The sequence below is a fragment of the Tritonibacter mobilis genome (assembly GCF_001681715.1).
Lineage (GTDB): Bacteria > Pseudomonadota > Alphaproteobacteria > Rhodobacterales > Rhodobacteraceae > Epibacterium > Epibacterium mobile.
In genome coordinates this window covers 51,442-72,750 of record NZ_LNWY01000011.1, presented here as the reverse complement: position 1 = coordinate 72,750, position 21,309 = coordinate 51,442, and the positions used below count along the sequence as shown (strand labels likewise).

General features: G+C 60.6%; 23 protein-coding genes, 1 tRNA gene and 2 pseudogenes. 8 read left to right on the top strand and 18 right to left on the bottom strand.

The features are described 5' to 3' along the window. The first annotated feature begins 173 nt into the window (after nucleotides 1-173). Nucleotides 174-866, top strand: coding sequence for a GntR family transcriptional regulator (locus tag UB90_RS11155; RefSeq protein WP_065327024.1), 693 nt, complete (start codon nucleotides 174-176; stop codon nucleotides 864-866). Between the two features lie 2 nt (nucleotides 867-868). Beyond that, entirely contained in the window at nucleotides 869-2,251 is a 1,383-nt protein-coding gene (locus UB90_RS11150) for an amidohydrolase family protein (protein ID WP_065327023.1), read from the top strand. A gap of 230 nt (nucleotides 2,252-2,481) precedes the next feature. Here the strand turns inward: UB90_RS11150 and UB90_RS11145 are convergent. Continuing rightward, a pseudogene (locus UB90_RS11145) lies at nucleotides 2,482-2,940 on the bottom strand (SOS response-associated peptidase). A 784-nt stretch (nucleotides 2,941-3,724) separates the two neighbouring features. Further along, entirely contained in the window at nucleotides 3,725-4,852 is a 1,128-nt protein-coding gene (locus tag UB90_RS11140; RefSeq protein ID WP_227512110.1) for a putative sulfate/molybdate transporter, read from the bottom strand. A 77-nt stretch (nucleotides 4,853-4,929) separates the two neighbouring features. Here UB90_RS11140 and UB90_RS11135 point away from each other — a divergent pair, with 77 nt between their 5' ends. Further along, nucleotides 4,930-5,139: a TOBE domain-containing protein gene (locus UB90_RS11135; protein ID WP_065327021.1), complete on the top strand. Its 210-nt coding sequence runs from the start codon at nucleotides 4,930-4,932 to the stop codon at nucleotides 5,137-5,139. Here the strand turns inward: UB90_RS11135 and UB90_RS11130 are convergent. From UB90_RS11130 to tsaA, 5 genes are read right to left on the bottom strand one after another with little or no spacing between them, the layout of a single operon-like run. Next, nucleotides 5,094-5,915, bottom strand: a complete 822-nt coding sequence (locus UB90_RS11130) for an ABC transporter ATP-binding protein (protein ID WP_204161392.1) — start codon at nucleotides 5,913-5,915, stop codon at nucleotides 5,094-5,096. The genes UB90_RS11135 and UB90_RS11130 overlap by 46 nt on opposite strands. Continuing rightward, nucleotides 5,915-6,937 carry a FecCD family ABC transporter permease gene (locus tag UB90_RS11125; protein ID WP_065327020.1) on the bottom strand — a complete coding sequence of 341 codons (1,023 nt, stop codon included), beginning with the start codon at nucleotides 6,935-6,937 and terminating at the stop codon, nucleotides 5,915-5,917. Before UB90_RS11125 ends, UB90_RS11130 begins: the two co-directional genes overlap by 1 nt. After that, on the bottom strand, nucleotides 6,910-7,938 hold the full coding sequence (locus UB90_RS11120; RefSeq protein WP_065327019.1) for an iron ABC transporter substrate-binding protein: 1,029 nt from the start codon (nucleotides 7,936-7,938) through the stop codon (nucleotides 6,910-6,912). Before UB90_RS11120 ends, UB90_RS11125 begins: the two co-directional genes overlap by 28 nt. Before the next feature lies 1 nt (nucleotide 7,939). Continuing rightward, entirely contained in the window at nucleotides 7,940-8,722 is a 783-nt protein-coding gene (locus tag UB90_RS11115; RefSeq protein WP_065327018.1) for a molybdate ABC transporter substrate-binding protein, read from the bottom strand. Nucleotides 8,723-8,744: 22 nt separating this feature from the next. After that, complete coding sequence (gene tsaA / locus UB90_RS11110; protein WP_065327017.1) at nucleotides 8,745-9,224, bottom strand: tRNA (N6-threonylcarbamoyladenosine(37)-N6)-methyltransferase TrmO; 480 nt, start codon at nucleotides 9,222-9,224, stop codon at nucleotides 8,745-8,747. 852 nt (nucleotides 9,225-10,076) lie between these two features. Here tsaA and UB90_RS11105 point away from each other — a divergent pair. Next, nucleotides 10,077-10,469 carry a hypothetical protein gene (locus UB90_RS11105; protein WP_227512109.1) on the top strand — a complete coding sequence of 131 codons (393 nt, stop codon included), beginning with the start codon at nucleotides 10,077-10,079 and terminating at the stop codon, nucleotides 10,467-10,469. Nucleotides 10,470-10,977: 508 nt separating this feature from the next. On the opposite strand, the gene UB90_RS22980 is transcribed toward UB90_RS11105, so the two are convergent. From UB90_RS22980 to UB90_RS11065, 8 genes are all read right to left on the bottom strand, one after another. Beyond that, nucleotides 10,978-11,157: a hypothetical protein gene (locus UB90_RS22980; protein WP_065327016.1), complete on the bottom strand. Its 180-nt coding sequence runs from the start codon at nucleotides 11,155-11,157 to the stop codon at nucleotides 10,978-10,980. A gap of 447 nt (nucleotides 11,158-11,604) precedes the next feature. Continuing rightward, nucleotides 11,605-11,850 carry a hypothetical protein gene (locus tag UB90_RS22975; RefSeq protein ID WP_207517345.1) on the bottom strand — a complete coding sequence of 82 codons (246 nt, stop codon included), beginning with the start codon at nucleotides 11,848-11,850 and terminating at the stop codon, nucleotides 11,605-11,607. Between the two features lie 200 nt (nucleotides 11,851-12,050). Further along, a complete protein-coding gene (locus UB90_RS11090) occupies nucleotides 12,051-12,302 on the bottom strand; it encodes a hypothetical protein (protein ID WP_065327014.1) in 252 nt (83 codons plus the stop codon). Continuing rightward, the gene (locus tag UB90_RS11085) at nucleotides 12,299-12,550 is read right to left on the bottom strand and encodes a hypothetical protein (protein ID WP_065327013.1); all 252 of its coding nucleotides are present in this window, start codon (nucleotides 12,548-12,550) and stop codon (nucleotides 12,299-12,301) included. Before UB90_RS11085 ends, UB90_RS11090 begins: the two co-directional genes overlap by 4 nt. Before the next feature lie 8 nt (nucleotides 12,551-12,558). Beyond that, nucleotides 12,559-14,178, bottom strand: coding sequence for a TNT domain-containing protein (locus UB90_RS11080; RefSeq protein ID WP_065327012.1), 1,620 nt, complete (start codon nucleotides 14,176-14,178; stop codon nucleotides 12,559-12,561). After that, the gene (locus UB90_RS22485; RefSeq protein WP_131818814.1) at nucleotides 14,178-15,332 is read right to left on the bottom strand and encodes a DUF4123 domain-containing protein; all 1,155 of its coding nucleotides are present in this window, start codon (nucleotides 15,330-15,332) and stop codon (nucleotides 14,178-14,180) included. The genes UB90_RS11080 and UB90_RS22485 overlap by 1 nt, the downstream gene beginning before the upstream one ends. Before the next feature lie 150 nt (nucleotides 15,333-15,482). Next, the gene (locus UB90_RS11070; protein ID WP_065327010.1) at nucleotides 15,483-16,214 is read right to left on the bottom strand and encodes a hypothetical protein; all 732 of its coding nucleotides are present in this window, start codon (nucleotides 16,212-16,214) and stop codon (nucleotides 15,483-15,485) included. Beyond that, entirely contained in the window at nucleotides 16,211-16,759 is a 549-nt protein-coding gene (locus tag UB90_RS11065; protein ID WP_227512108.1) for a hypothetical protein, read from the bottom strand. The genes UB90_RS11070 and UB90_RS11065 overlap by 4 nt, the downstream gene beginning before the upstream one ends. Nucleotides 16,760-16,784: 25 nt before the next feature. On the opposite strand from UB90_RS11065, the gene UB90_RS11060 reads away from it, so the two are divergent. The 4 genes and pseudogenes from UB90_RS11060 (at nucleotide 16,785) to UB90_RS11055 (ending at nucleotide 18,727) form a co-directional block, all read left to right on the top strand. After that, nucleotides 16,785-17,138 carry a hypothetical protein gene (locus tag UB90_RS11060; protein ID WP_227512107.1) on the top strand — a complete coding sequence of 118 codons (354 nt, stop codon included), beginning with the start codon at nucleotides 16,785-16,787 and terminating at the stop codon, nucleotides 17,136-17,138. 59 nt (nucleotides 17,139-17,197) lie between these two features. Further along, nucleotides 17,198-17,473, top strand: a pseudogene (locus UB90_RS23095) (hypothetical protein); the annotation flags it as partial. 82 nt (nucleotides 17,474-17,555) lie between these two features. Next, a complete protein-coding gene (locus UB90_RS23300) occupies nucleotides 17,556-17,843 on the top strand; it encodes an excisionase family DNA-binding protein (RefSeq protein WP_074712649.1) in 288 nt (95 codons plus the stop codon). Nucleotides 17,844-17,950: 107 nt separating this feature from the next. Beyond that, on the top strand, nucleotides 17,951-18,727 hold the full coding sequence (locus UB90_RS11055) for a tyrosine-type recombinase/integrase (protein WP_227512106.1): 777 nt from the start codon (nucleotides 17,951-17,953) through the stop codon (nucleotides 18,725-18,727). Nucleotides 18,728-18,801: 74 nt separating this feature from the next. On the opposite strand, the gene UB90_RS11050 is transcribed toward UB90_RS11055, so the two are convergent. From UB90_RS11050 to UB90_RS11040, 3 genes are all read right to left on the bottom strand, one after another. Then, nucleotides 18,802-18,877 (bottom strand) — tRNA-Val (locus tag UB90_RS11050). A gap of 78 nt (nucleotides 18,878-18,955) precedes the next feature. After that, nucleotides 18,956-19,531, bottom strand: coding sequence for a histidine phosphatase family protein (locus tag UB90_RS11045; protein ID WP_005622866.1), 576 nt, complete (start codon nucleotides 19,529-19,531; stop codon nucleotides 18,956-18,958). Nucleotides 19,532-19,612: 81 nt separating this feature from the next. Then, complete coding sequence (locus UB90_RS11040; RefSeq protein WP_065327008.1) at nucleotides 19,613-21,259, bottom strand: Na/Pi cotransporter family protein; 1,647 nt, start codon at nucleotides 21,257-21,259, stop codon at nucleotides 19,613-19,615. Between the last annotated feature and the right edge of the window lie 50 nt (nucleotides 21,260-21,309).

Below are 21,309 nucleotides of genomic sequence, written 5' to 3'. Positions count from 1 at the left end.
GGGCTCGAGCGGCCTGCAGTTCAGCAACTGAAGAAAGGCTGGCACAAATCGTTTTTTCTGTCTACAATTATTGTTAACAATTTTTGCAGACATTAAATGCTTGCACTTCTGGTGTCGTTTCGGCGACTGTTGCACAAGGTACGAGCAGAAAAGTTACGGGTGGGGATAAGCAGTTGCCGGAAACCAAACTCACGGAAAAGCAGATCTATGAACGGATCTGGAGATCAATCGCAGAACGCCGTCTGCCGCCCGGCACCCGTCTTAAAGAGGAGCGGCTGTGTGAAATCTTTGGCGCGAGTCGCCCGCGAATCCGCCGGGCGCTTGACCAGCTGACCCACGATGGGTTGGTGAGTCACATCCCCAATCGGGGAGCCTTTGTCACAACGCCCTCCGTGGATGAGGCGCGCGATGTCTTCTTCACCCGCCGAGTAGTTGAACGGGGTGTTATCGACGCACTTAAGAAGCATGGTGCGCAAGATAAGTTGGCGGCGCTCGAGGCCCATATAGCCGAGGAACGCGAAGCTTTGGCCGAGGGGGATACCGCCCGGATCATCCGCCTTTCTGGTGCCTTTCATATGTTGCTGGCCGAACTCGCGGCCTCGCCCTTGCTTGCAGATATCCTGCGCGACCTTGTGTCAAAGAGCACCTTGGTCACAGCGGTTTTCCAACCGAAATGTGACACGCAATGTGGCCCGGATGAACATGCCGCCATCGTCGCCGCACTGGCTGCGGGGGACTTTGACACTGCTAAAACTGCGATGGATGAACACCTGCAGGAAGCGGAAAGAACATTGAAATTGGAAGCGTCAAGTGAAGGCAACATCTTGCAGGACGATGTCCTCGGCACAGCCTTGAGCGAGGGTTAAGAATGACTATCCATGCGATTACCAACACCACCGCGATTACGATGGACTCCCACCGGAGGGTGATTGAAAACGCGACGATCCTTTTTGAAAATGATCGCATCACTGCCGTTGGTTCGGCAGATGAGGTTGCCGTGCCTGCGGAGGCAGAGCGGATCGAGGGCGCGAATATGATTTCGCTGCCGGGACTGATCGACAGCCATGCCCACGCGGGCCACGGCCTGACACGCAACTTGGGCGGCGGCGATGGCGACGCATGGTTTCAGGCCTGCGAAGCAATCTACACAAGGGAGTCCACACCCGGATTCTGGCAGGCCGAGGCCCGGCTCTCGGGGCTTGAGCGGCTGAAGGCGGGGATCACCACCTGCACGATGCTGCTCGGCGGCGGGGCGGATCACTACCGCACCGATACGGTCGAAGCGGGCAATCTGCATTGCGAAGCCACGCGCGAGATCGGTATCCGCACCATGCTCGCCGTGGGCCTGAACCGCCGCCCCTTCCCCAAGGCATACCGCAGCCTAGATCTTGCCAAGGAGGTCAGCCTGTCCTTCGAGGACCAGCTTGAGGTCTGCGGTGAACTCGCCCGAACCAATCGGTACTTCCTAAACGATTGCGCGGGGATTTGCCTCATTATGCCGGTCTATTCGCCGGAGGATTTCGCACAGGCTCCCGAGGATATCCGCCGGATGTGCCGCGCGGTGATGGACCTGCGCGAAGACCATGGCCTGCTGTTCACCCAGGACGGTCATCGATCCGGCTCCATCGCGCTGGCCGAAGAACTCGCCATCCTTGGCCCCTGGGCCTATCTGTCCCATTCGGTCGACCTCACGCCCGAAGACATGGCGGCCGCCAAGCGCAGCGGCGCGTCGATCGTCCACAACCCTTCGGCCATCATGTCGGTTCTGGGCCGCTGCCCCGCGCCAGAGCTGCGCGACATGGGGGTGAATGTGGCGCTCGGCTCGGATGCCGCAGCACCGGACCGGGGCTATGACATGTTCCGGCACATGGCCCAGTGCCTGCACTATCACCGCCGGCACTTCCGCGATCCCGAGGTGATGATGCCGAGTGACGTCTTGCAGATGTGTACCATCGATGCGGCCAAGGCCATCGGGATGGAAGCAGAGCTTGGGTCTCTGGAGGTGGGCAAGAAGGCCGATATCATCATGCTAGACCGCCGCAAGCCGCATCTCTACCCGCCGATGATGCCCCTGACCACGGTCGCCCAGTTCGCCAATGCGGCGGATGTGGATACGGTCATCGTGAACGGCAAGATCCGCATGAAAAACCGCCAGACGGCCTTGGACGAAAGCGCGATATTGGACGCGGCTGCAAGCGAGATGGATGCTGCCCTGTCCCGAAGCGGCCTCACGCATCTGCTTGTTGAATAAAAATAGGTTCGCATAATGCTCCGAGAGCGTAAGTGTTGGCGTTAGCGTCGGCTGGAAAGCTATAGCGAGTAACTCGTGCTGGCCGGATATTCTTTTCGCCACCGATGTGAAGCGGACGTTCGTTGCAGATGCCACAAACGGCTGCTTCCCGCTCGATTAGTGTTCATCATTGAAGGGCGCATGTCCGGTTCTCGACTGCATGTCTACCTAGATGGTCCTTTGCAAATCGGTTAGAATGGTTCAATCAACTCCGGCCCGTCGTCCCGCACGCCAAAACTGCGCACTTGGTGATGTTGCAGGCGCACGTCGCTTCCGAGGTCTTGCACCTGGTCGCTGTCAGACAGCCAGAGTTCGCGCTCATCGAGGTTTAGGATCACTGGCATGCGATGGTGGATATCTGCGACGTCTAGGTTCGCGGCGCGTGTCATGATCGTACATGTGAGCAATTCATCCCAGCGTGAGGCAAGGCCAGCAAATCAGAGTGTGTTCTCGTTGGAGTTGGACAGCACCGCGTATGGTGTTTTCTGGCCATTCTCCCCGGTCCATTCATAATACCCGCCAGCAGGGATTAGGCAGCGACCGTGCCGCCACACTCCGCGAAAAGTCGGCTTGTGCTGTGCCTCTTCGATCCGGGCGTTGAACGTTGTCGCGTGCCAATCCTTTAGGTCGCCCTTGTGCCAAGAGGACACGAGTCACCAGCGCGCATTCATTGCCACCAGCGGCGACTTCCCCAAGATCAGAATGTCTTGTGTCGGGACAACGTTGTAGCGGCGCGGTCAGCATGGCGGGATGATAACCGGCTGCTCTGGAAACGGATCAATCTTGGTTTCTGAGTGCTCTTGGTCAGTTCCAATGAGTTCCGGTTCAATAAATCGACCACACATACTGTCCTCTGCCAAACAGGATACTTGGGACAGTGTGAACGAAATTGCATCAGTGGTCTATCACAGCGTCTAGGATTTCGAATGGCTAAGCCTAAGCGGAGGCCTCCAAAAGAGTTCCAATGTCATGTATATGCGCAAGACTTGAAATACTCTTGAAGAATATCAGTGGAGTTGCGGGTCTGAAGGCATCGCCTGGGTTTATGGCAACGTGCAATATGACTAGAGGAGTTTCGATGCCACAAAGGTTGCGATCCCCTAAAGAGCGGGCTGCAAGGGCATTGTGTGATATGCATGGGCGTCCACCTGACAACAAGATGGGCGGGCAGCCAACGTGGGTGTCCTACCTCCCAGAGGCGGATGCAGTCTTAAGTGCGGCTATGCCTAGGCAAGATTGGATACAGAGGGAAGAACATGGTGCTGTCGATCAATAACGACTTATGATGCAGAGCGAACTAGTGGCAGCGAAGCTGCAGATAGCGACGTTTGCAAAGATCTGCACCAGTGCCCGGGCCGAGAACTGGAACGTCCCAAACCGGCCGTATGAGCGATTGTCAATGCCGCTGCGCGGTGTCCCGAAAGCGGACCCATGCTATCCTCGCCAGGTTGTGAACCCCGAAATGAATGCCTTCCGTATCAGCTCGGCCAAGGTGCCAGCGAAAAGACCCCAAAGCGGGTTCAACAAGACCGTAGCTAAAGCCGTTGTCGCGATGACCGGATGGCATGAGGGCCGCGCGTCGATCAGGCGGCGGCTGACGGCAAGATCCCATGCCGCGATCAACAGCAGTGCGCCAAGCGTCGCGGTGGGAATGGCGGACAGGACCGCCCCCTGCATCTGGGCGGGCAGCAGCGCGACGACCAGCAGCATGCCCCCGATCAGGCAGGGCGCCGCACCGTTGCGGGCACCGAAGCGGTGATGCGCCGCAACACCGCCCGCGCCGTGGCACATGGGCAGGGCCCCCAGCGGCGCCAGCAGCAGATTGGCCAGCCCCGAGGTCAAGCACAGCCGGCGCGGGGTGACATGGGCCGCGCGCGCGCCGAACAGATCGCCCGCGACCAGCGAGGTCAAGACGACCGCATTGGTCAGGGTCAGGGCCAGTTGCGGCAGGGCCGTGTCGGTGACCGCGCGGCGCAGTTCCTGCACATCGGGGATGCCCAAGGACCAGGGCGCGGCGGCAAGCACGGGCGCCTCGGGCAGGCCCAGCATCATCCCGGCACCGACTCCGGTGGCAATCGTCAGCATGGCCGCATGGGTTCCGACCCGCAGCGCGGCAAGCGCGCCCCCAAGAGACAGCGCGCCGATCAGCCAGTGTTTCCACATCAGTCCGACCGCGACCCAGGCCAGCGACAGCCCCAGTTGCAGCCCCGACAGCACCGATTGCGGCACCAGCCGCCTGATCCGGTCGATCAGCCCGGTGCCACCCAGCCCCAGCAAGACCAGCCCAATCAGCACCCCGCTCAGGGCGATCTCGGTCGGCGAGGCGACCCCCAGCAGCACCACCGCCGCAATCGCCTTCATCGGCTGCGCCGGGATCGGCAGGCGATAGACAAGCCCCGTGGCGATGTAGAACAGGCCAAAGCCCAGTCGCACCATCGGCGGCGACAGCCCGGTAAGCGCGATGACGCCAAGGGCCAGCGGCAGCAGCGTGCCGATGTCGCCCAGGGCCCCGTTGGCCTCGCGCAGGTCGAGGCGGAATGCATGTCCTCGCGGATCACCCATGGCCATTTGCTCCGTTGAAATCGCTTCGCCGCATCAAATCCTGAAGGCAAGACAATTTCAGCAACAGTGGAAAGCCCATGAAAATCAGCGCGCGCAACAAGCTGGCCGGAACCGTTGTCGGCATCGAGAAGGGCTCGGTCAATTCCACGGTCCAGATCGATCTTGGCGGGGCGGTGATCGTCACGGCGATGATCACCAATGCCTCGGTCGAGGAGATGGGGCTTGAGATCGGCAAGACCGCCTACGCCATCGTGAAGGCGTTGGACGTCATGGTCGGCGCAGACTGAGACAGCGACGGCAGGCAGACCCTGCGGCCCGAAGAGGTGGTTTCGACCGTCACCGGCAGGCCGTAGACGGTGGACAGGTTCGCGTCCGTCAGCACCTCCGGGGCGGGGCCCTCGGCGTACACACCGCCCCGGCACATCAGCAGAACCCGCGCGTCCAGCGCAAAGGCCTGATCCGGGTCATGGGTGGACAGGATCACCCCGTGACCCTCTGCCGAGGCATCGCGGGCCAGGTCCGCGACCTGCGCCAGCACCTGCGCCTGGTTGCCGAAGTCGAGGCTGGCGGTCGGCTCGTCCATGACGATCAGCGCCGCCTCCTGTGCAAGGGCGCGGGCGATCAGCACCAGCTGCCGCTGGCCGCCGGACAGGCGCGAATAGTCGCGATGGGCAAGGTCGTGGATGCCAAGCCGCCGCATGGCGTCATGGGCGGCGGCGCGGTCGGCCTTGCCGGGCTGTGAAAAGGCCCCCAGCCGGGCGGTCCGCCCCATCAGCACGACCTCGACGGCCTCGAAGGGAAAGGGCGGCGCGTGGGCCTGCGGCACATAGGCGACCGCCCGCGCGATCGCGGCCCGGGTCATGGCGGTGATCGGGCGCCCGTTCAGCAGCACCGTGCCCCCATGCGACGGCAACAGGCCCAGCAGCGTGCGGAACAGGGTGGTCTTGCCGCAGCCGTTCGGCCCCAGCAGACAGAGGATCTCTCCGGGTTTCACCGCGACCGACAGGCCGGTCCCGATGGGCCTTACGCCATAGCCGATGGCAAGGTCACGCGCCTCCAGCATCACGACCACCCACGGCGCCCGCGCGCCAGAAGCCAGACAAAGAACGGCGCGCCGATGACGGCGGTCAGCACGCCCAGCGGAACCTCGACCGCGGCGATGGTCCGCGCCAGGGTGTCGACGATCAGCAGGTAACAAGCGCCGATCAGCGCCGAGGCGGGCAGCAGCCGCGCAAAACCCGGCCCGACCAGCATGCGCGCGATATGCGGAATGACCAGCCCGACCCAGCCGACAACCCCGGCCAGCGCCGTGACGCTTGCGGTGATCAGCGTCGCCGCCGCGATCACCACGAACCGGGTGCGTCCAGCCTCGACCCCCAGCGCACGGGCCTCGTCGTCGCCCAGCGACAGCACGTTGATGCGCCAGCGCAGCAGCGCCAGCGGGATCAGCCCCACAAGCACCATGGGCAGGGCGGGCAGGATGTCCCGCATCGTGATCGAGGCCAGCGAGCCCAGCAGCCAGAAGGTGATCGCGGGCAGCTGATCGTAGGGGTCGGCCATGACCTTCAGCAGCGAGGTCGCCGCCCCCGCCAGCGCGCCGACCACCACCCCCAGAAGGACCAGTGTCAGGGTCCGGTCGGTATTGCGCACCAAAGCGCCGACCAGCATCACAACGCCCACCGCCACCATGCCCCCGACAAAGGCCGAGGCCTGGATCGCCGCCACCGGCAGCGACAGGAAGATGCCCGCCACCGCGCCCAGCCCCGCGCCCGCCGAAACCCCGAGGATGTCCGGCGAAACAAGCGGGTTGCGGAACAGCGCCTGATAGCTTGCCCCCGCCGCCGCAAGGGCCGCGCCGACCAGCAGCGCCGCGCCCACGCGCGGCAGGCGGATGTTCCAGACGACGATCTGCGCCTGCGGGTCGCCCTGCCCGGTCAGCGCCGCCAGCACCTGCCCCGGTGTCAGCGCATAGGGGCCGATCATCACGGCCCCGAAGGCCAGAAGCGCCAGCGCGACCGCCAGCGCCCCGGTCAGGGTCAGACCGGGGCGCGGCAGGCTTACATCGGCGGTCGTCCCTCGGCCCATTCCAGCAGCCTTTCCAGTTCCTCGTCGGCCAGGTCGACGTGATAATAGAGCTTGTAGAAAGCCCGCGTGTCCTCGCGCAGGTCACCCTGCCAGCGGTCAGGATACAGCAGTCCCGCCATCCAGTGCAGCCCGATCATCCGGTTCAGCGACGGCGGCCGGTCGATCCAGCCGAAGGGCGCCGTGGGCGACAGGTAGACCCGCCCCCGCTGCACCGCGTCAATCCCCTGCCACATCGGATCGTCGAAGACGCTGGCAAAGAAATTCGGATCCCATGTCACGACGGTATCGGGGTTGGCGACGATCAGCTGTTCCATCGAGGCATTCACCAACCCCTTCGACGCCCCGCCGTCGTCGGCCACGTTCCGCCCCCCGGCGCGTTCGATGATCTCGGTGTTGATCGAGCCTTTCATGCCGGTTTCCAGCCCCTCGGGGCCACGGGCAAGATAGACCCTCGGGCGCGCCTCCTCGGGCACCGCCTCCAGCACCGCGTCAAGCCGGGCAAACCGCGCCTCGACATCCTGCGCCAGCGCCGCGCCGCGCTCGGGCACGCCAAGGGCCTCGCCCAGGATGCGCAGCGCCTCGGCGGTGTTGTCGAAGCGCCCGTCGATCAGCAGGTAGGGAATGCCGGTCTGCTCCTGCACCCGGTCGGCAAGGTCGATATAGGTGTCGCGCACGCTGCCGAAGTCGACGATCAGGTCGGGCTTGATCTCCAGCACGCGCTCGAGGTTCGCCTCGCCGCCGCGCCCGGTCAGGCGCCCCGTCTCCGGGAGGTCGCGGTAGGGCTCTGCTACATAGGCGCGCTCTTCGGGACGCAGGGCGCGCGGCCAACCGGCCAGCGCCTCGGGCTTCAGCACGTAGACCAGAACCGAGGCCGGCGCGCCCGCCGCGAAGACGGTGGTCACCGTATCCGACACCTCGACCACGCGCCCGGCGCTGTCGGTCACGGTGCGCGCCTGAACCGGCGCGGCCAGAAGCGCGAGAATAGCAAGGAGAAACCGCATCTTACCCTCCGTTCGGAGTGTCAAAGCCGTAATCGGCCAGCACCGTCTGCCCGTCCGGCGACAGGATGTAATCGGCCAGCGCCTGCGCACCCTCGGGGGCGCCCTCCAGCACGATCAACCCGTAATCGGCACCGACGGACAGCGCCTCCGGGATCTGGACGATCTGCAGGTCCGGCACCTCTTTGCGCGCCAGCACGGCATTGGTGCAGTAGGTCAGGAAGACATCCGCCTGATCGCTGTCCATCACCCAGGCATAGGTGTTGCGGCCCTCGGGCGGCGTCGCGCTGTCGGGGCCGCCGGTCAGTTGCAGCGCCTTGCCCTTCAGCGCCTCGGCGTGGCCGCTCTTGTCGAACAGGGCAAAGGCATAGTCGCCGGACGGGTCCGCCTTGGGGGTCGAGGTGCCCAGCCGGGTGTCCTCGGCCAGCATGACGTCCAGCAGGCTGTCGGTGGAGACCGCGACCTCGGGCCGGGCCAGCGCACACAGGCGGTTCCGGGCGAACAGCGTCACCGCGCCGCCCCTGCCCGCGTCGGCCAGCGTCTGGGGGTGGCGCATGTTGGCCGAGGCAAAGACATGGGCCGTCTCGCCCGCCTCGATCCGCTCGCGCATCAGGCCCGAGGGGCCAAAGCTGGTGGCAACGGCGGCGCCCGTGGCGTCAGAGTAGTCCTGCGCCACGTCCGACAGCGCGGCCTTGAGGCTGCCCGCCGCGAACAGCGACACCTCCTGTGCCATGGCGGGGGTCAGGGTCACCGCGAGGGCGGCGGCAAGCAGGGGGGTCTTGTGCATGGATAGTCTCCCAAATTCTGTCTCAGGCAGTCTGGCTGTCGCCGGGCTGCGGGGGCGCCTTCGGGGTAAAGGCGCAGCGGTCCGGCTTGAGGTCGAGCAACGGCGTGCCGTCGACGCAATCGAGCCCCTGCACATGCAGCACGGGCCCCTCGATCCGCAGCAGCCGCACCATCGACGTGCCGATCGGGTTGGGCCGCGCGGGCGAGCGCAGGGCAAAGGTGCCCACGGTGCTGCCGTCGCTGCGCGGGCTTTGCCGCGTCAGGTCGCGGCGGCTTTGATCGAGCCAGTAAAGCACTTCGATGGTCTGGTAGAATTCCAGTCCGTCCAGCGCGTCGTGCCATTCGGGTAACAACGCGATCTGGCATTCCGGCCCGTCGATTCGCCCCTGCCGCGGGCATTGATCGCGCGTGGACCACGGTGTGCGGATCCGGCCGATGAAGCGCACCGCGGCGTCTGACGCCTGCGCGAGTTGAACGATTTGTTCGTTTTCACGTAGATCCATTCGCGCCCCCTTTCATGATTTGGGAAATTATGCAGTAAAATGGCAGGGCCCAATAGTGTGGCACGCCACATACAGCGTTATTATATGCTGAAAAAAATACAAAAACATAGATTCGAACTTTCTTGGGTTTGAGGCAAGAGATATCGCGCCTGGGAAATAATGCATAACAAAGCACGACTTGGGTATTCGGATCAGGGGGAGACGACGGTGACAAGCATATCCGAGGCGACAGCCGACCCTTTGCACAATGCACACATCCTGATCGTCGATGACGAACTAGGGATGCGGCGCAAGCCGCCGAGGTGGCGGCTTTGACTTGTATTTCCGTTCCAACCGCATCCCCCAAAAGGCCGAACATTTCGCCTGAAACGATGGTCCTCATGGCGGACCAGCGCTTTGCCGCCCAAACCTTTGCGCCAACATGGCGCACGGTTCTCGTCGGCTCCAAACATCGTTCTGCTTCTGCCCGGACCGCGGTATACTCGGTACTCGAATGGCGGCTTTTTGCATTTGTAGGAATTGTCGTGCAACCACAGCGATTTGCAGCTTCCCGTCCGCCCCGCATAAGAGCCCATCACAGCTAAACGACAGGCCGGAGGTCCGCTTCGGGGCTGCCTGGCGTCATTCAGTGACGGGAAGCGGGCGCGGTATCTGTGCAACCAAGCTGCCGTAATGCCACAAGTGGATCGTGGATCCTAACCGACGATGGATCATATCGGCGACGATTTTTGTCACGTCGGCGGGGCATATGTTTCGCCGCGCTACCAACATCTACGACCTCGGACTCGGCGATACGCTCCTAGGCACCTTTTCGCCAAGGTTCTTTTTGGATGGCAACACTTTGCAGCAGCAATGGCTATCTTTGTGGACAGCAAAAAGAAACGGAGCAACATCATGAGACGGTTATTAGTTCTAATTGCGGCAGCGGGCACCTCTTTCGGGGTGGCTGCAGAGGCGGGAAACCACAAATCTGGACAAGGGCATTCAGGCGGTGCGTACAAAGTAACCAATTGCCCTCCTGGCCTCGCCAAGAAAAACCCTCCTTGCGTTCCGCCCGGTCAAGCCCGCAAGTACAACCGTGGAGATGTGATCTATGGAGATTACACCATCATCGGCGATCCGCGGCAGTACGGACTTAATCGCGATCAGACCTACTACCGCGTGGGTGAATATGTCTATCGTGTGGATCGCGATACGCGCGAGGTGCTGGACTTAATTGGCGCGGTCGCGCGCGTCTTGGACTAGTGCGCGATTGCGCAGCTTTGGCTCGAGGGTTTCGAACCGGGACAGCTCGATGCGCGACCGAGGTCGGATGACCTACAACCGAGAGGCCGCGTCGTGGTCTGATGGCCGCGTAGCTACCGCTGTGAACCATGCGTCGTCCCACATCCCCGCCTTTCGAAGGTGATTGGGGCGGTATCTGCGGCGAAGGTCAGGTCTTCCTTGGGTGCCTGCGGAAGGGCTCGCCCCACGTCGTTAAATCCGCCGACTTTGCAAAGGGCGGTATCTGCGCTTCGCTACCCCGGGTGCTGTCTGCAAGCTAGGGATGTTTCAGCTGCCCCCCGGCACAGCCTCAATAGACCCCAGCCGCACCCAGAGATCATAAGGCGCTTGACGGCATCGATGCCATGCTGGTGTTGCTTACCCGCAGATCATTTTTTTTGTCAGTACCGGAGTTGGTCGCCATGCAAAGGAGCGGTTGTTTGCGGAACTTGAAGCCCCGCTCCAGCATATCGATCACATCCCGGTTGGGTTACTCATGCACCTCATCGGTGAGCGCACGATGCGGACGCGGGCCGGATTGCGTCTTCTCCGCCGAGAGCGGCTTGAACTTGCGCTTGTCACCGCTGCGCCCCCGATAGGTCATCTGCCAGACGGGGGTCTCGCCTTGCTGCTGTACGCGACGTTTAAGCACCGGCGATTGATCCACCATCGCCACCGCATCCTGGAATAGGATCCCCGCCTAGTCTTTCTTGGCCGCCGCCGCATAGATCTCGGCCCGGGGCTCTCCATCGGCCACCATCATGTAGAGGCCAATGCCGCCCCGCCCGCTCTTCCAGATTGTGAAGCGGCATGCCCTCCTCTGCGAGGAGCACAAATTTTTCCTCTGCCGGTCTGCGCCCTCGCATCTCCCGATCAACTCCTTGTTCATGTGTCTTTTTCTATTCAATTTCCATTTTGCACAGAAAAAGGCTCTCCCTCCGGTTGCCACCGATTCCGGATTTCCTTCGAACCATCCCCCCGGGGTATTCGCTCCGCTGCGTCAGCGGTTGGCCGGGTGCTGTGGATCCACCGGCCAGCCATCCGCGCCGCGCTCTTCCGAGTATCCGCGCGCCTCCAGCCGTTGTTTGTTCTGATCGTGGTCATCCGGGCACAGCGTCTACAGATTGCCCGGATCCAGAAACAGCGCCGGATCGCCCCGATGCGGGATCACATGATCCACCACCAGGCGGCAGCGCTTTGGGTTCACCTGTCGAGACCTCGACGCCGTCAGCGTGCCATCGTTCAAGATCCCCCGCCGCAGACACGCCCGGCACAGCGGCTCCCGTGCCAGATGCTCAGACCTCAGCCGACGCCGCCACGCCGACAGGTTGTACAAATGGTGATACTCGCTCCGTGCCGTCATACCATACCCCGGAACGCAAAAGCGCCCGCCGGTTTCCCGTGGGCGCAATCAATGATGATGCATATTTTACTGATATGCCGGTGACATCAGCGTCAAGGGGGAATGTGGAAGTGTAGTTTAGAGAGCAGGGTTTTCAAGATCATTAGAATTTCGCGAGCTCACACGAACAATCCTGCGACATTGCGAGTTCCGGCTAAACTTCACCCATTGTATTCCTCTATAATATGTTTTGCAGCGCAGAGGAACGACGGCCAGTGCTCATATCCTGTCTTGCGGGCTTCCTCAGCCACATAGGTACGCCAAAAGCCATTGAATTCTTCGATACCAATAAGGGAGCGATCATTTCTCGCCTTATTAGTTCGCAGTCCACCGATCGTGTAGTCTTGGCCTTCAATCAGTCCATGCTCAAGAAGATACTGAACGATGGCTTGCCTTGTAGGTTGCAATTTCATCCCGTCCAAATCCGATACTGCTTCGCCAATGCAACAATTCTCGGCAAGAGATACGCGACCGCAGATTCTTCGTCTGGCCAAGCCCGATAGGCATTCTTGCTACCTCGCTCGCTGAAATATGTATGCCAAACGCCATCGATCTCCTCGATACCGTCAATATCGCCTCCACCGAGGCCACCATGCGTATAAACTGAGCCGTCTTCGACGCCATGGCGATCTAGGTAGTCCTTCATCTCTTTAAGTGTCATTGTTGTCTTCATGGATACACCTGTCGAATAAATCCGTTGTTAATCAAGTCGTTCAATGGGCGGTCGAGCATATACTGCGTTGCACCACCCACCTCACCAAACCATGGTGCAGCCTGTCCAGCCGACACCGGGAGATCCTGAACGACTTCATAAACCGCATATTGCTGCGTTGAAGGGTCATAGGGAAGTGCACGAGAGCCAAAATCGGTGCCCTCGGGAGATAGATACCTGCCCGTATCATCCAAGCCAGTGCGACCGCTGAACCGGTCAATACGCGTTCCGGGTCTTAAAGTTTCTTGGGTTGGAGCGGCACCAAAGCCATCATTTGGGGGCCAACGAAGTTCCCCAGTTTCAGCGTCATACCACTCCTCATCTAAATCCTGACGCTCCCAAGGCTTTCTTTTTGGGGGAACGCGTTGCACCGCAGAGCTACGTTCGATTTCAATCTCTGCATCTGTAGTCCCTGCACGACGCTCCCGTCGCCCTTTGAGTAGGGACTTCACAAGATCGGTGAGTTTTTCCACCAACCCGATTAGCGTTGAGAATAGATCCCCCAGAACCCGCCCCGCGCGCGCGGCGCGAGTGGTCAATTGAGTGGTTACCCGAGCAGCGAAGGCAGTAAGCCGAGCCGCAAGGGCAGCACCGCCACTCCCTCCCGTGAAGGCTGCGATGAGAAGAAACACAACGGAAATTATTGCCTCGGGGATCAGAAAGCCTATGCCTTGACCGACCACTTCCGCCCAGAAGTTCGGGGGCACAAGCATCAACACTCCAAGCGAAGTAGCTGCCATCACGCGCAGAACATCTGTACGTGTTGCGACCTCGATCATCGCCCCGCTCCATTCTGCTGAGCGACGGACGAGATCTTGGAGAAGTCCTGCGACTTCATTCAAATCAGGGATTTCTGATACGATGTCAGCCAGCGCTTCGATGCCCTGCTCGAAAGTATTCACCGCCCCTTCGGCCAAGGCCTGTATCATTCCGACGATGCGATCACGGTTTTCCCAAAGCGCGCGAGCGCCATCTGTCATGCTATCCCAAGTGTTTCCAATCGCGTCAGGCAAGCCCGCTATCCAGTCTCCGACCGCTGACCAGAATTCACCTTCCCCGTTCCACCAAGCCGTGACGCCACCACGCACTCCTTCAAAGAACGTTCCTATTGCACCCCACCATCCGTCACTTTCCCATTCGCGTATCCAATGCTGCAACGAGGTTTCCATTCGCATCGCCAGCGCACGCAGATCATCTTTAATTTTCTTAGACAATTCTTGAGCTTCTAGCAGAGCTGCTTCGTCGGCAAGCAATTCGGCGACGACTCCGCCACGCTGTGCGTCATTAAACTCGGCATAGCCAAGTTCATTTTCGAGGCCCTCGGTCCCATCGCCATCCTGCCGCCCGAAGGAAGGCATCCCTTGAAGGCGCAAACCACCATCGAGTGCGATACCATTCGCATCTTCAATCCGGAACTCTGACATCGTGATGGGTGAACGCCAATAGTCGTCATAGTAGCCGCGCACCATCACTGGCCCGCGACAGGTGGCACATACACCGTTGGGCGGTGTAGCTTCAGCATATGCGGATCGTTCAGAACGGGCGGCAATTGAGGCAGGTTCGAGTGTCTCCGTCATCAAACTGCCCTCTTCGTGGTGAAAGTCTCGAACCTTCGCCTGAACGCGCGAAATCGCTCAGTTTCGTGCGCATCGGAATCTAGTATGGCCTCCAACTCCCTCGTAGGATCACTCCGCTCGAAGGCCGGACCATAAAACAACGACCACGCTGCAAAAAAGTGAAGATGTGCGTGATTGCGAAAACCGAATGCCCCAAATCGCTCCACCGCATGATGAACGGCCAATTGAATTTGCTCAATGGGACGCCCTTCCAACTCTGTTGCAAAGTCTTGACGCAAACGCTCAGCAATACGGGTGTTTCTCTGGATCGCCCGCTCACGCGCAAGATCATCAAAGTCTGCATAACACAAGCGCAATGGCCGCATCGGTTCTAACAAAAGATCAGCATCCGGAGAGATGCGAACCGCGACAAGATTATCTGGATCTACTGTTTGCACTTTGGAGCTTGGTAGAATGTAGGCTATGGGTAACCCTTCGTCGGTTATCGCCATTCTGCGGGCACGACTTCTGTCATCTTGGATTGTCGTTAAAAATGGGGTCAAGATACGTGGATCCCAAAAGCGGAATGTGAGCACTCTACCGTCATCTAGTATGGGTCGCTTGATGAAGCGCTTCAGATGACCGCGGAGTGCGTCGAATGAAGCATCTGTAGATATAAGTATGCTATAACCTGCAGGCCAATGGCGGGCGAAAAAGTCGTGAAGCAGGCTCACGTCTCCAGGTTCGTTTTGGTTAGAAATCGATAGATCCACTAACCATGGCCCTGCTTCACCAAGACTCTCGGCAACTGTATCGGTGAATAGTGACGATGCATTCGCACTGACCACATCTAAATCAAACAGCCCTGCCACTTCGGCTCGCAGAGTGCCATCTACCAGAAGGTAAACATGTTTCGGCGCACTGGGGCCGTAGAGAGATGCGAGCAAAGCTGCCGGCGCCTCTGGCAAGCTCGAGCGTAAAGCGGAAATTTCATTGCACGAAGGTATATCAACATCTGAAATATCTTCGAGGTGGAGGGCAGTTGACGATACCTGTTCACTAACTGGCTGCCCCGATGTCTCCACCCAACAGTCAAAGCTCTCTTGGCTTCTCACAACAATACCTGCTAATAAAAATACTACCAATAGGTAGCCGCATTGCATATTTGCGAGCAAGACACAACCATAGCGTGACGGCACATTGAGCACGCGATTACTAGATCGTATAGTGTTTCATTTAGCTTTCGAACACTTCGTGAATGTAATATTCGGCGATCTCCGCTCTAAGTTCGTGATGTAAACCGAATGCCTTAAAACGCGGCACCTTCAAAGTATTACCCGCTCCAACACCTCAGCCAAAACCTGCCGCAACGCACCGGACGTCTGCCCCCGCACACTCCACCCATTTGCCCGCAGCACCGCGCTGATCGGCTTGTCCTCCAGACACACCATATCCACCAGCCGCCGATCCGTGATGTTCACGCGTGAACCACGTTTGGACGGGCGGATCTTGCGCACGGCCATAGCAGTACCCGTGCCGATGCGCCTTTGGATGCGCTCGATCTCTTCGCGTTGCCGCAGCACTGCATCGATGAAGCTGCCACTGCCACCACCGCCGCTACGGATGGCCTCAACAGAGGAGCAGCGCACTCCGGCGCAGGCGTGGCGCTCGACCAGATCCCGATAATATCGCCCTGCGGCCACCTGCGCGCGGGTGAAGGGCGCGGGCTTGCCGTTGCTGGCCGCCTTGGCCGCCATCACATCGAACACATCCGCGCACTGCATGGCCGACCGGCCACGGTATCCCGAGGGGCGGGCCTTCCAGTCGTTTTCACCATCGGGAAACAGGCTCATCGGTTGGAACACGCGGATTGCTCCCCGGGCCGGAGCCTCGGGGATGGCATCACTGCAGACCTCGGGAACATAGCCCCGGGCCTTCACCGCCTCGATGCGATCTGCCTCCGCCTTCAGGCGCAGCTGGCGCGCCGCCATGAACTTTGCCACCGGGGTCAGATCCGCCACGCCATCAGATGCTGCGATCACAACATGCTCGCTCATGCTGCTGCATCCCGCTGTACCTGGTCTGCAATCTCTTTGCATTTCTGCAGCGCTTCAGATCGTCGGGCGCGAAAGCTCTCATCCTCCATCGACAACCGATCCCCGCGCCCTGCCCGCATTTCGATATCTGCCCTCCGCCGCGCGGCCCCATCCGCCTCATTGCGGATCTGGGTAACGGTGTAGCGTCCCGGCCATTCCCGCGCCCCGCGCAGGTAGCGCAGCAACTCCGGAGCCCAGCTCCCGGCCGTCGCCTCTTGCCCTAGCGCGTGCCCGAAGACCTTGAGCATCAGCGGCGACGGCCCGCTCTCCGGCGGTTGGATCTCGCGCGCCTTGTTCAGGATCTTCAGCCCAATCGGAAACCGATCCTTATCCTTGCCGCCCGGGTGAGCCTCGACCCAATCCCGCAGCACCGCGAGGCTCGCTGGAGACATATAGGCCAGCTTCTGGCGCAACTCGCCCAGCGTCACCGCAAACTGCGCCTTGGTCAGCGTCGAGGGCCGCGCCAACCCCAATGCCTCCAGCGGCGTGATCAACAACTCCTGCACCCGCCCCTCCGAGACCACTGAACACATGCGGCGCGTTGGAGGATTGCGCGCCGCCGACTGTCCCGAGGTTTCGCACTGCTCTCGCGGTGCGGATCTGGCGCGGGCGGATCAATCCTCCAAGTTGCCCACCGCCCGCGCATCATCCGCCGAGATCAACACCCTTGCGCTCTATGCCGCGGCGGAGACCCTCAGAGCGACACCGATGCATCAGAGGTCCGAACAATTCTCAGACCTCGGCGGATGCATGACTGCGCCCATGTCAGACGCTTGGCTCTATGATGAGGCGCTCTGGCTGGTGGATCTGCTGGGCATTCATAGCACCGGCACATCCCGCCAAAGCGCCCTGAACAGCTGGATCAAGACCGCCTCAGGCGCGTAGCGATGGCCATCCAGATTGCCCCTACAACGGCCAATTGCCCGCGCCGACTTTGGTGCAAGGTGGCCTCAATGGCTAAAGCACTGGTCGCCTGCGAAACCAGCAGCACCATTCGCCGCGCTCTGCTGGCCCTCGGCCATGACGTCTGGTCCTGCGACCTTGCTCCGGCAGAGGATCGGACCAATCGACACATCATCTGCGAGGTCCGTGACGGTATCCTTAATGAGGGTTGGGATCTGCTGGCGGTCATGCACCCGCCCTGCACGTGCCTGTGCCCCTCTGGTCGCCGCTGGATGTCACACCCTGGCAAATGGACCCACCCCAAGAAGCTGCCGGAGGGGCGCCGAGGCGGACATTGTACGGGCGAGAGCAGAGCGAGGTGCAGCATGACGCCCCTCACACTGAAACGGGAGAAAAGAGATGCCTGACATTCAACCCAAGCCATTCACTCCCGACCAACTCGGCGAACGCTGGGGCTGCTCCGGCGAAACCGTCCGGCAACTGGTGAAACGAGGCGAGTTGCGTGGATTCCGCATCGGTCGCATGATCTGCATTCCACAAAAAGAAGTAGAGGAATTCGAATGCCAGACGTCAATATTGGAAGATTGCGCGGCGGCTTGTGCGTCTACTGGACGGGGCCGGACGGAAAGCGAGTGCGTCGTAAACTTGAGGCACGCACCAGAAAGGAAGCAGAATCCGAGGCGATAGAGGTCTATCGCGCGGCCACATTCTCGAGCCGCCCCCAGAACCCGACTATTGCGCAAATTTAGGAAGCCTACCGGGAAGACCTCGAGGGCAAGCCCACGGCTGAGACGATGAAGTGGACCGGGAAAGCAATTCTGCCCCACTTCGGACACCTGCGCCCCGACAACGTGGTGAAAAAGACCTGCATCGAGTACGAGACGCTGCGCCGCGCAGCAGGGAAGAGCCAAGGCACCGTCCACACCGAACTCGGCCACCTTCGGTCAGCTCTTAAATTCGCCTGCGACACCAGGATGATCGAAACTGCGCCGAAGATATGGCGCCCTGCCAAACCCCTGACAGACAAGCGCATCCTTTCCGCTGGTGAAGCTCGCGCACTGATAAATGGTGCAATTGAACCTCACATTAGGATCGCTCTCATCCTGCTTCTCGGCACCGCAGGGAGGGTTGGCGCGATTCTGGATCTCACTTGGGACCGTGTAGATTTTGACCGGGGCACAATCAATCTGAGGCTCGAAGATTCCCAGACCAGGAAATGCCGCGCCGTCGTTCCGATGAACCCAAGCACCCGCGCCGCGCTGGATGTGGCGTATCGAGCCGCCCTCTCAGAACATGTCGTCGAATATGCCGGCGGGCAGATCAAGTCGATCCGCAAAGGGTTTCAAGGTGCGGTGACCAGATCAAAGATCGGGCATGTCCGGATCCACGATCTGCGGCACACGGCGGCGGTAACGATGCTGGCCAGTGGTGTGCCGTTGGAAAAAGTGAGCCAAGTTTTAGGCCACAGCAACACAGCAATCACGTTCTCGACCTACGGTCGCTACCTGCCGGAACACATGACCGACGCCGTAAATGTGCTGGACTTTATGAACCTGAAGGCACACCGCTAGGTTCACACGACCAAGGAACACTTTGTACATCAGTGTCGAGATTTGATAAATCTCATTGTTTTCAAGAGGTAAGGTGGTGGGTCGTGAGAGGCTCGAACTCCCGACATCTTCGGTGTAAACGAAGCGCTCTACCAACTGAGCTAACGACCCGGTGAGCGGGGATTTAGAGAATGCTGAGAGAAAGTGCAAGAGGGCATCGCAAGGTTTTTTGAGAAAATGTGACAGCCTTCAGCGCAACACGGTTTCGCGCCCCTCTTCAAGCACATAGACACAGCCCTGTTCATTGGGCAGGGCCGCCATCTCGTCACGCTCCAGCCCGCATATCAAGCCACGCACCACCTGCCCCAGCAGCCCATGCGCAACCAATACGGTTGGGGCTTCCAGACGCTGCAAGAGGCCCAGAATGCGGTCGTGCAGCGCGGCAAATCCCTCGCCTTCGGGCGCGGCGCAAAACAGATCGAGGTGGGTGTCAACGCGGGCATCGATTTCAGGATAGCGCGCGGCGATTTCCTGAAGGGTAAGCCCCTGAAACTGGCCTGCATAGACTTCTGCCAATGCAGGCTCGGTCACAAAGCTCTGCGTGCCAAGTGCGATACGCGCCGTGTGCTGGGCGCGGCGCAGCGGCGAGACAAGACAGGGCGGTCGCTGATCACGCAGAATAGGCGCCATCAACTCCGCCTGCCGATGCGCATGCGCGATGCCCAATTCTGTCAGATCAGATTCCAGTTGCCCCTGCACGCGCTGTTCAGCGTTCCATTCGGTCTGACCATGCCGCAAGAACCAGATCTTGGGGAAATCTCTCATTTTCAAATCCTTATTGAATGCACACCACGCAGGTGCAGGTCCGCGCCCGTTCCAGCCCGATACCAAAGGGGCTGCCGATTGCTACCCTTGTGAGGACAAACGGCTTGAGAGCAAATCACCGGATTCATCGAGGATCGGATAGCCTGCCATCGCAAAGGAGGTATTGACCTGTTTCAGGATGCGCAAGGTTTCCTGATGAATGGCGCTGGTCTCAATGCTTTCGCTCACGCCTTCGCGCAGGCGTGTCAGGTGTTTGCTTTGTAGTCTCTGCTCTGCAGTGCGGATGCTTTCCTTCTCAGCAACCAACTCGCGTGCATCATCAGGGTTGCGCGTCATCATCACCGTCAGCGCCAGTTGTACGTTGGCCTGAATGCGGTCCATAAAATCGTCGATCTCCTGCTTGCCACTTTTGGAAAAGCTGATCCCCTCATGCGACAGTTTGCGGGCCAGATCGGTCATTTTTCGCGCCACCTGATCGGCGGCGGCCTCAAGGTTGGCCGCCATCAGCGACGCCTCAATCGCGCCATTGACGGCACTGTCATCCAGCTTGTGACGGTTCATCCCCGCCAAATAGAGTTTGAGGTCCAGATGCATCTGTCGCAGCGCTTTGTCCTCGTCACGGATCGCACTGGCGACGCGGTCGTCCCAGACCTCATAAAGGCCCATGGCGGCGACCAGCATTTTCTCGATGACCTCCCCCATCCGCAACAGTTCCCGCGCAGCGCAGCCAAGTGCGCGCGGCGGATCTTCAAGGGCGGCGGGGTCCAAGGCACTCATCCCGCGCCCCAGCGACTGAACGTTGGGATCACGCATCACGCCTTTGCTCATGCGAGCAATGAGGCCGACAAACGGCAGCGCCAGCAGGCACAACGCAAGGTTAAAGGCCAGATGCAGCCCCATCACCTGTACCGCCGCGCCCTGCCCCAGCCATGTGGGATCAAGCGCATCCAAATTGAGCGCAAGCAGCATAGCCAAGGCGCCACCACCGCGCAGCGCGAGATTGGCGCTCACGATACGGCGGGCGCGCACATCGGCCGCCAAGGTCAGCACAAATGCGATCATGGCGCCACCAAGGTTGGCCCCCAGAACCATTGCCATCGCTGCCATCGGCGGCAGCGCCCCCTGCGCCACCATGGTTACAAACAGCAGGATGGCTGCAACGCTGGAATGCACCACCCACGCAAAGACTGCACCCAGTAGGAAGGCGGTCAGCAAATCACTGTCGAGATAGCCAAGGACGGCCACTGCGCCGTCGCTCTGGATAATCGGTGCCGTGGCCGTGCGCAGCATATCAAGCGAGACAAAGATCAGCGCCAGTCCGATCAGGATGCGGCCAGTCTGGCGCAGCTTGCGCTGGTTGCTGCGCAAGAACAGGGCAACCCCTACCAGCAGCAGTGCAGGCACCAATATGCCGGGACGGGCCAGCAGGATCTGCGCCACCAATGCGGACCCGAGATCCGCACCGAGCAGCATCGCCACCCCCACGGCAGCACTCAGCGCGCCTTTGCTGGCAAAGTTTGAGACCAGCATCGCAACGGCAGTAGAGCTTTGTAGCAGCATGGCCGACACCAGCCCAGAGATCGCCGCCAGCAGCCGGTTATCCGATGCCCGCCTCAGGCCTTGTCTGAGTTGCGTGGCAAACGCACGCTCCACACCGGTGCGCACCAGTCGCACCGCCCACAGCAAGAGCGCTGCCGCGCCCGCGATCTGTATCAAAAATGCCGTCAATCCTGTGTTCCGCCCTCGCGTATGGTCGAACCTTCGTCCGACGTTTTTTG

Bases quoted from the DNA above. Each gene is read 5' to 3' on its own strand.
- UB90_RS11140 (WP_227512110.1), bottom strand. From the start codon at position 4,852: ATGGGTGATCCGCGAGGACATGCATTCCGCCTCGACCTGCGCGAGGCC.
- UB90_RS23300 (WP_074712649.1), top strand. From the start codon at position 17,556: ATGCCTGACATTCAACCCAAGCCATTCACTCCCGACCAACTCGGCGAA.
- UB90_RS11055 (WP_227512106.1), top strand. From the start codon at position 17,951: ATGAAGTGGACCGGGAAAGCAATTCTGCCCCACTTCGGACACCTGCGC.
- UB90_RS22975 (WP_207517345.1), bottom strand. From the start codon at position 11,850: ATGACGGCACGGAGCGAGTATCACCATTTGTACAACCTGTCGGCGTGG.
- UB90_RS11135 (WP_065327021.1), top strand. From the start codon at position 4,930: ATGAAAATCAGCGCGCGCAACAAGCTGGCCGGAACCGTTGTCGGCATC.
- UB90_RS11120 (WP_065327019.1), bottom strand. From the start codon at position 7,938: ATGCGGTTTCTCCTTGCTATTCTCGCGCTTCTGGCCGCGCCGGTTCAG.
- tsaA (WP_065327017.1), bottom strand. From the start codon at position 9,224: ATGGATCTACGTGAAAACGAACAAATCGTTCAACTCGCGCAGGCGTCA.
- UB90_RS11070 (WP_065327010.1), bottom strand. From the start codon at position 16,214: ATGAGCGAGCATGTTGTGATCGCAGCATCTGATGGCGTGGCGGATCTG.
- UB90_RS11125 (WP_065327020.1), bottom strand. From the start codon at position 6,937: ATGGGCCGAGGGACGACCGCCGATGTAAGCCTGCCGCGCCCCGGTCTG.
- UB90_RS11060 (WP_227512107.1), top strand. From the start codon at position 16,785: ATGCGGCGCGTTGGAGGATTGCGCGCCGCCGACTGTCCCGAGGTTTCG.
- UB90_RS11115 (WP_065327018.1), bottom strand. From the start codon at position 8,722: ATGCACAAGACCCCCCTGCTTGCCGCCGCCCTCGCGGTGACCCTGACC.
- UB90_RS11105 (WP_227512109.1), top strand. From the start codon at position 10,077: ATGGCTATCTTTGTGGACAGCAAAAAGAAACGGAGCAACATCATGAGA.
- UB90_RS22980 (WP_065327016.1), bottom strand. From the start codon at position 11,157: ATGGTGGATCAATCGCCGGTGCTTAAACGTCGCGTACAGCAGCAAGGC.
- UB90_RS11085 (WP_065327013.1), bottom strand. From the start codon at position 12,550: ATGACACTTAAAGAGATGAAGGACTACCTAGATCGCCATGGCGTCGAA.
- UB90_RS11090 (WP_065327014.1), bottom strand. From the start codon at position 12,302: ATGAAATTGCAACCTACAAGGCAAGCCATCGTTCAGTATCTTCTTGAG.
- UB90_RS11080 (WP_065327012.1), bottom strand. From the start codon at position 14,178: ATGACGGAGACACTCGAACCTGCCTCAATTGCCGCCCGTTCTGAACGA.
- UB90_RS11150 (WP_065327023.1), top strand. From the start codon at position 869: ATGACTATCCATGCGATTACCAACACCACCGCGATTACGATGGACTCC.
- UB90_RS11045 (WP_005622866.1), bottom strand. From the start codon at position 19,531: ATGAGAGATTTCCCCAAGATCTGGTTCTTGCGGCATGGTCAGACCGAA.
- UB90_RS11130 (WP_204161392.1), bottom strand. From the start codon at position 5,915: ATGCTGGAGGCGCGTGACCTTGCCATCGGCTATGGCGTAAGGCCCATC.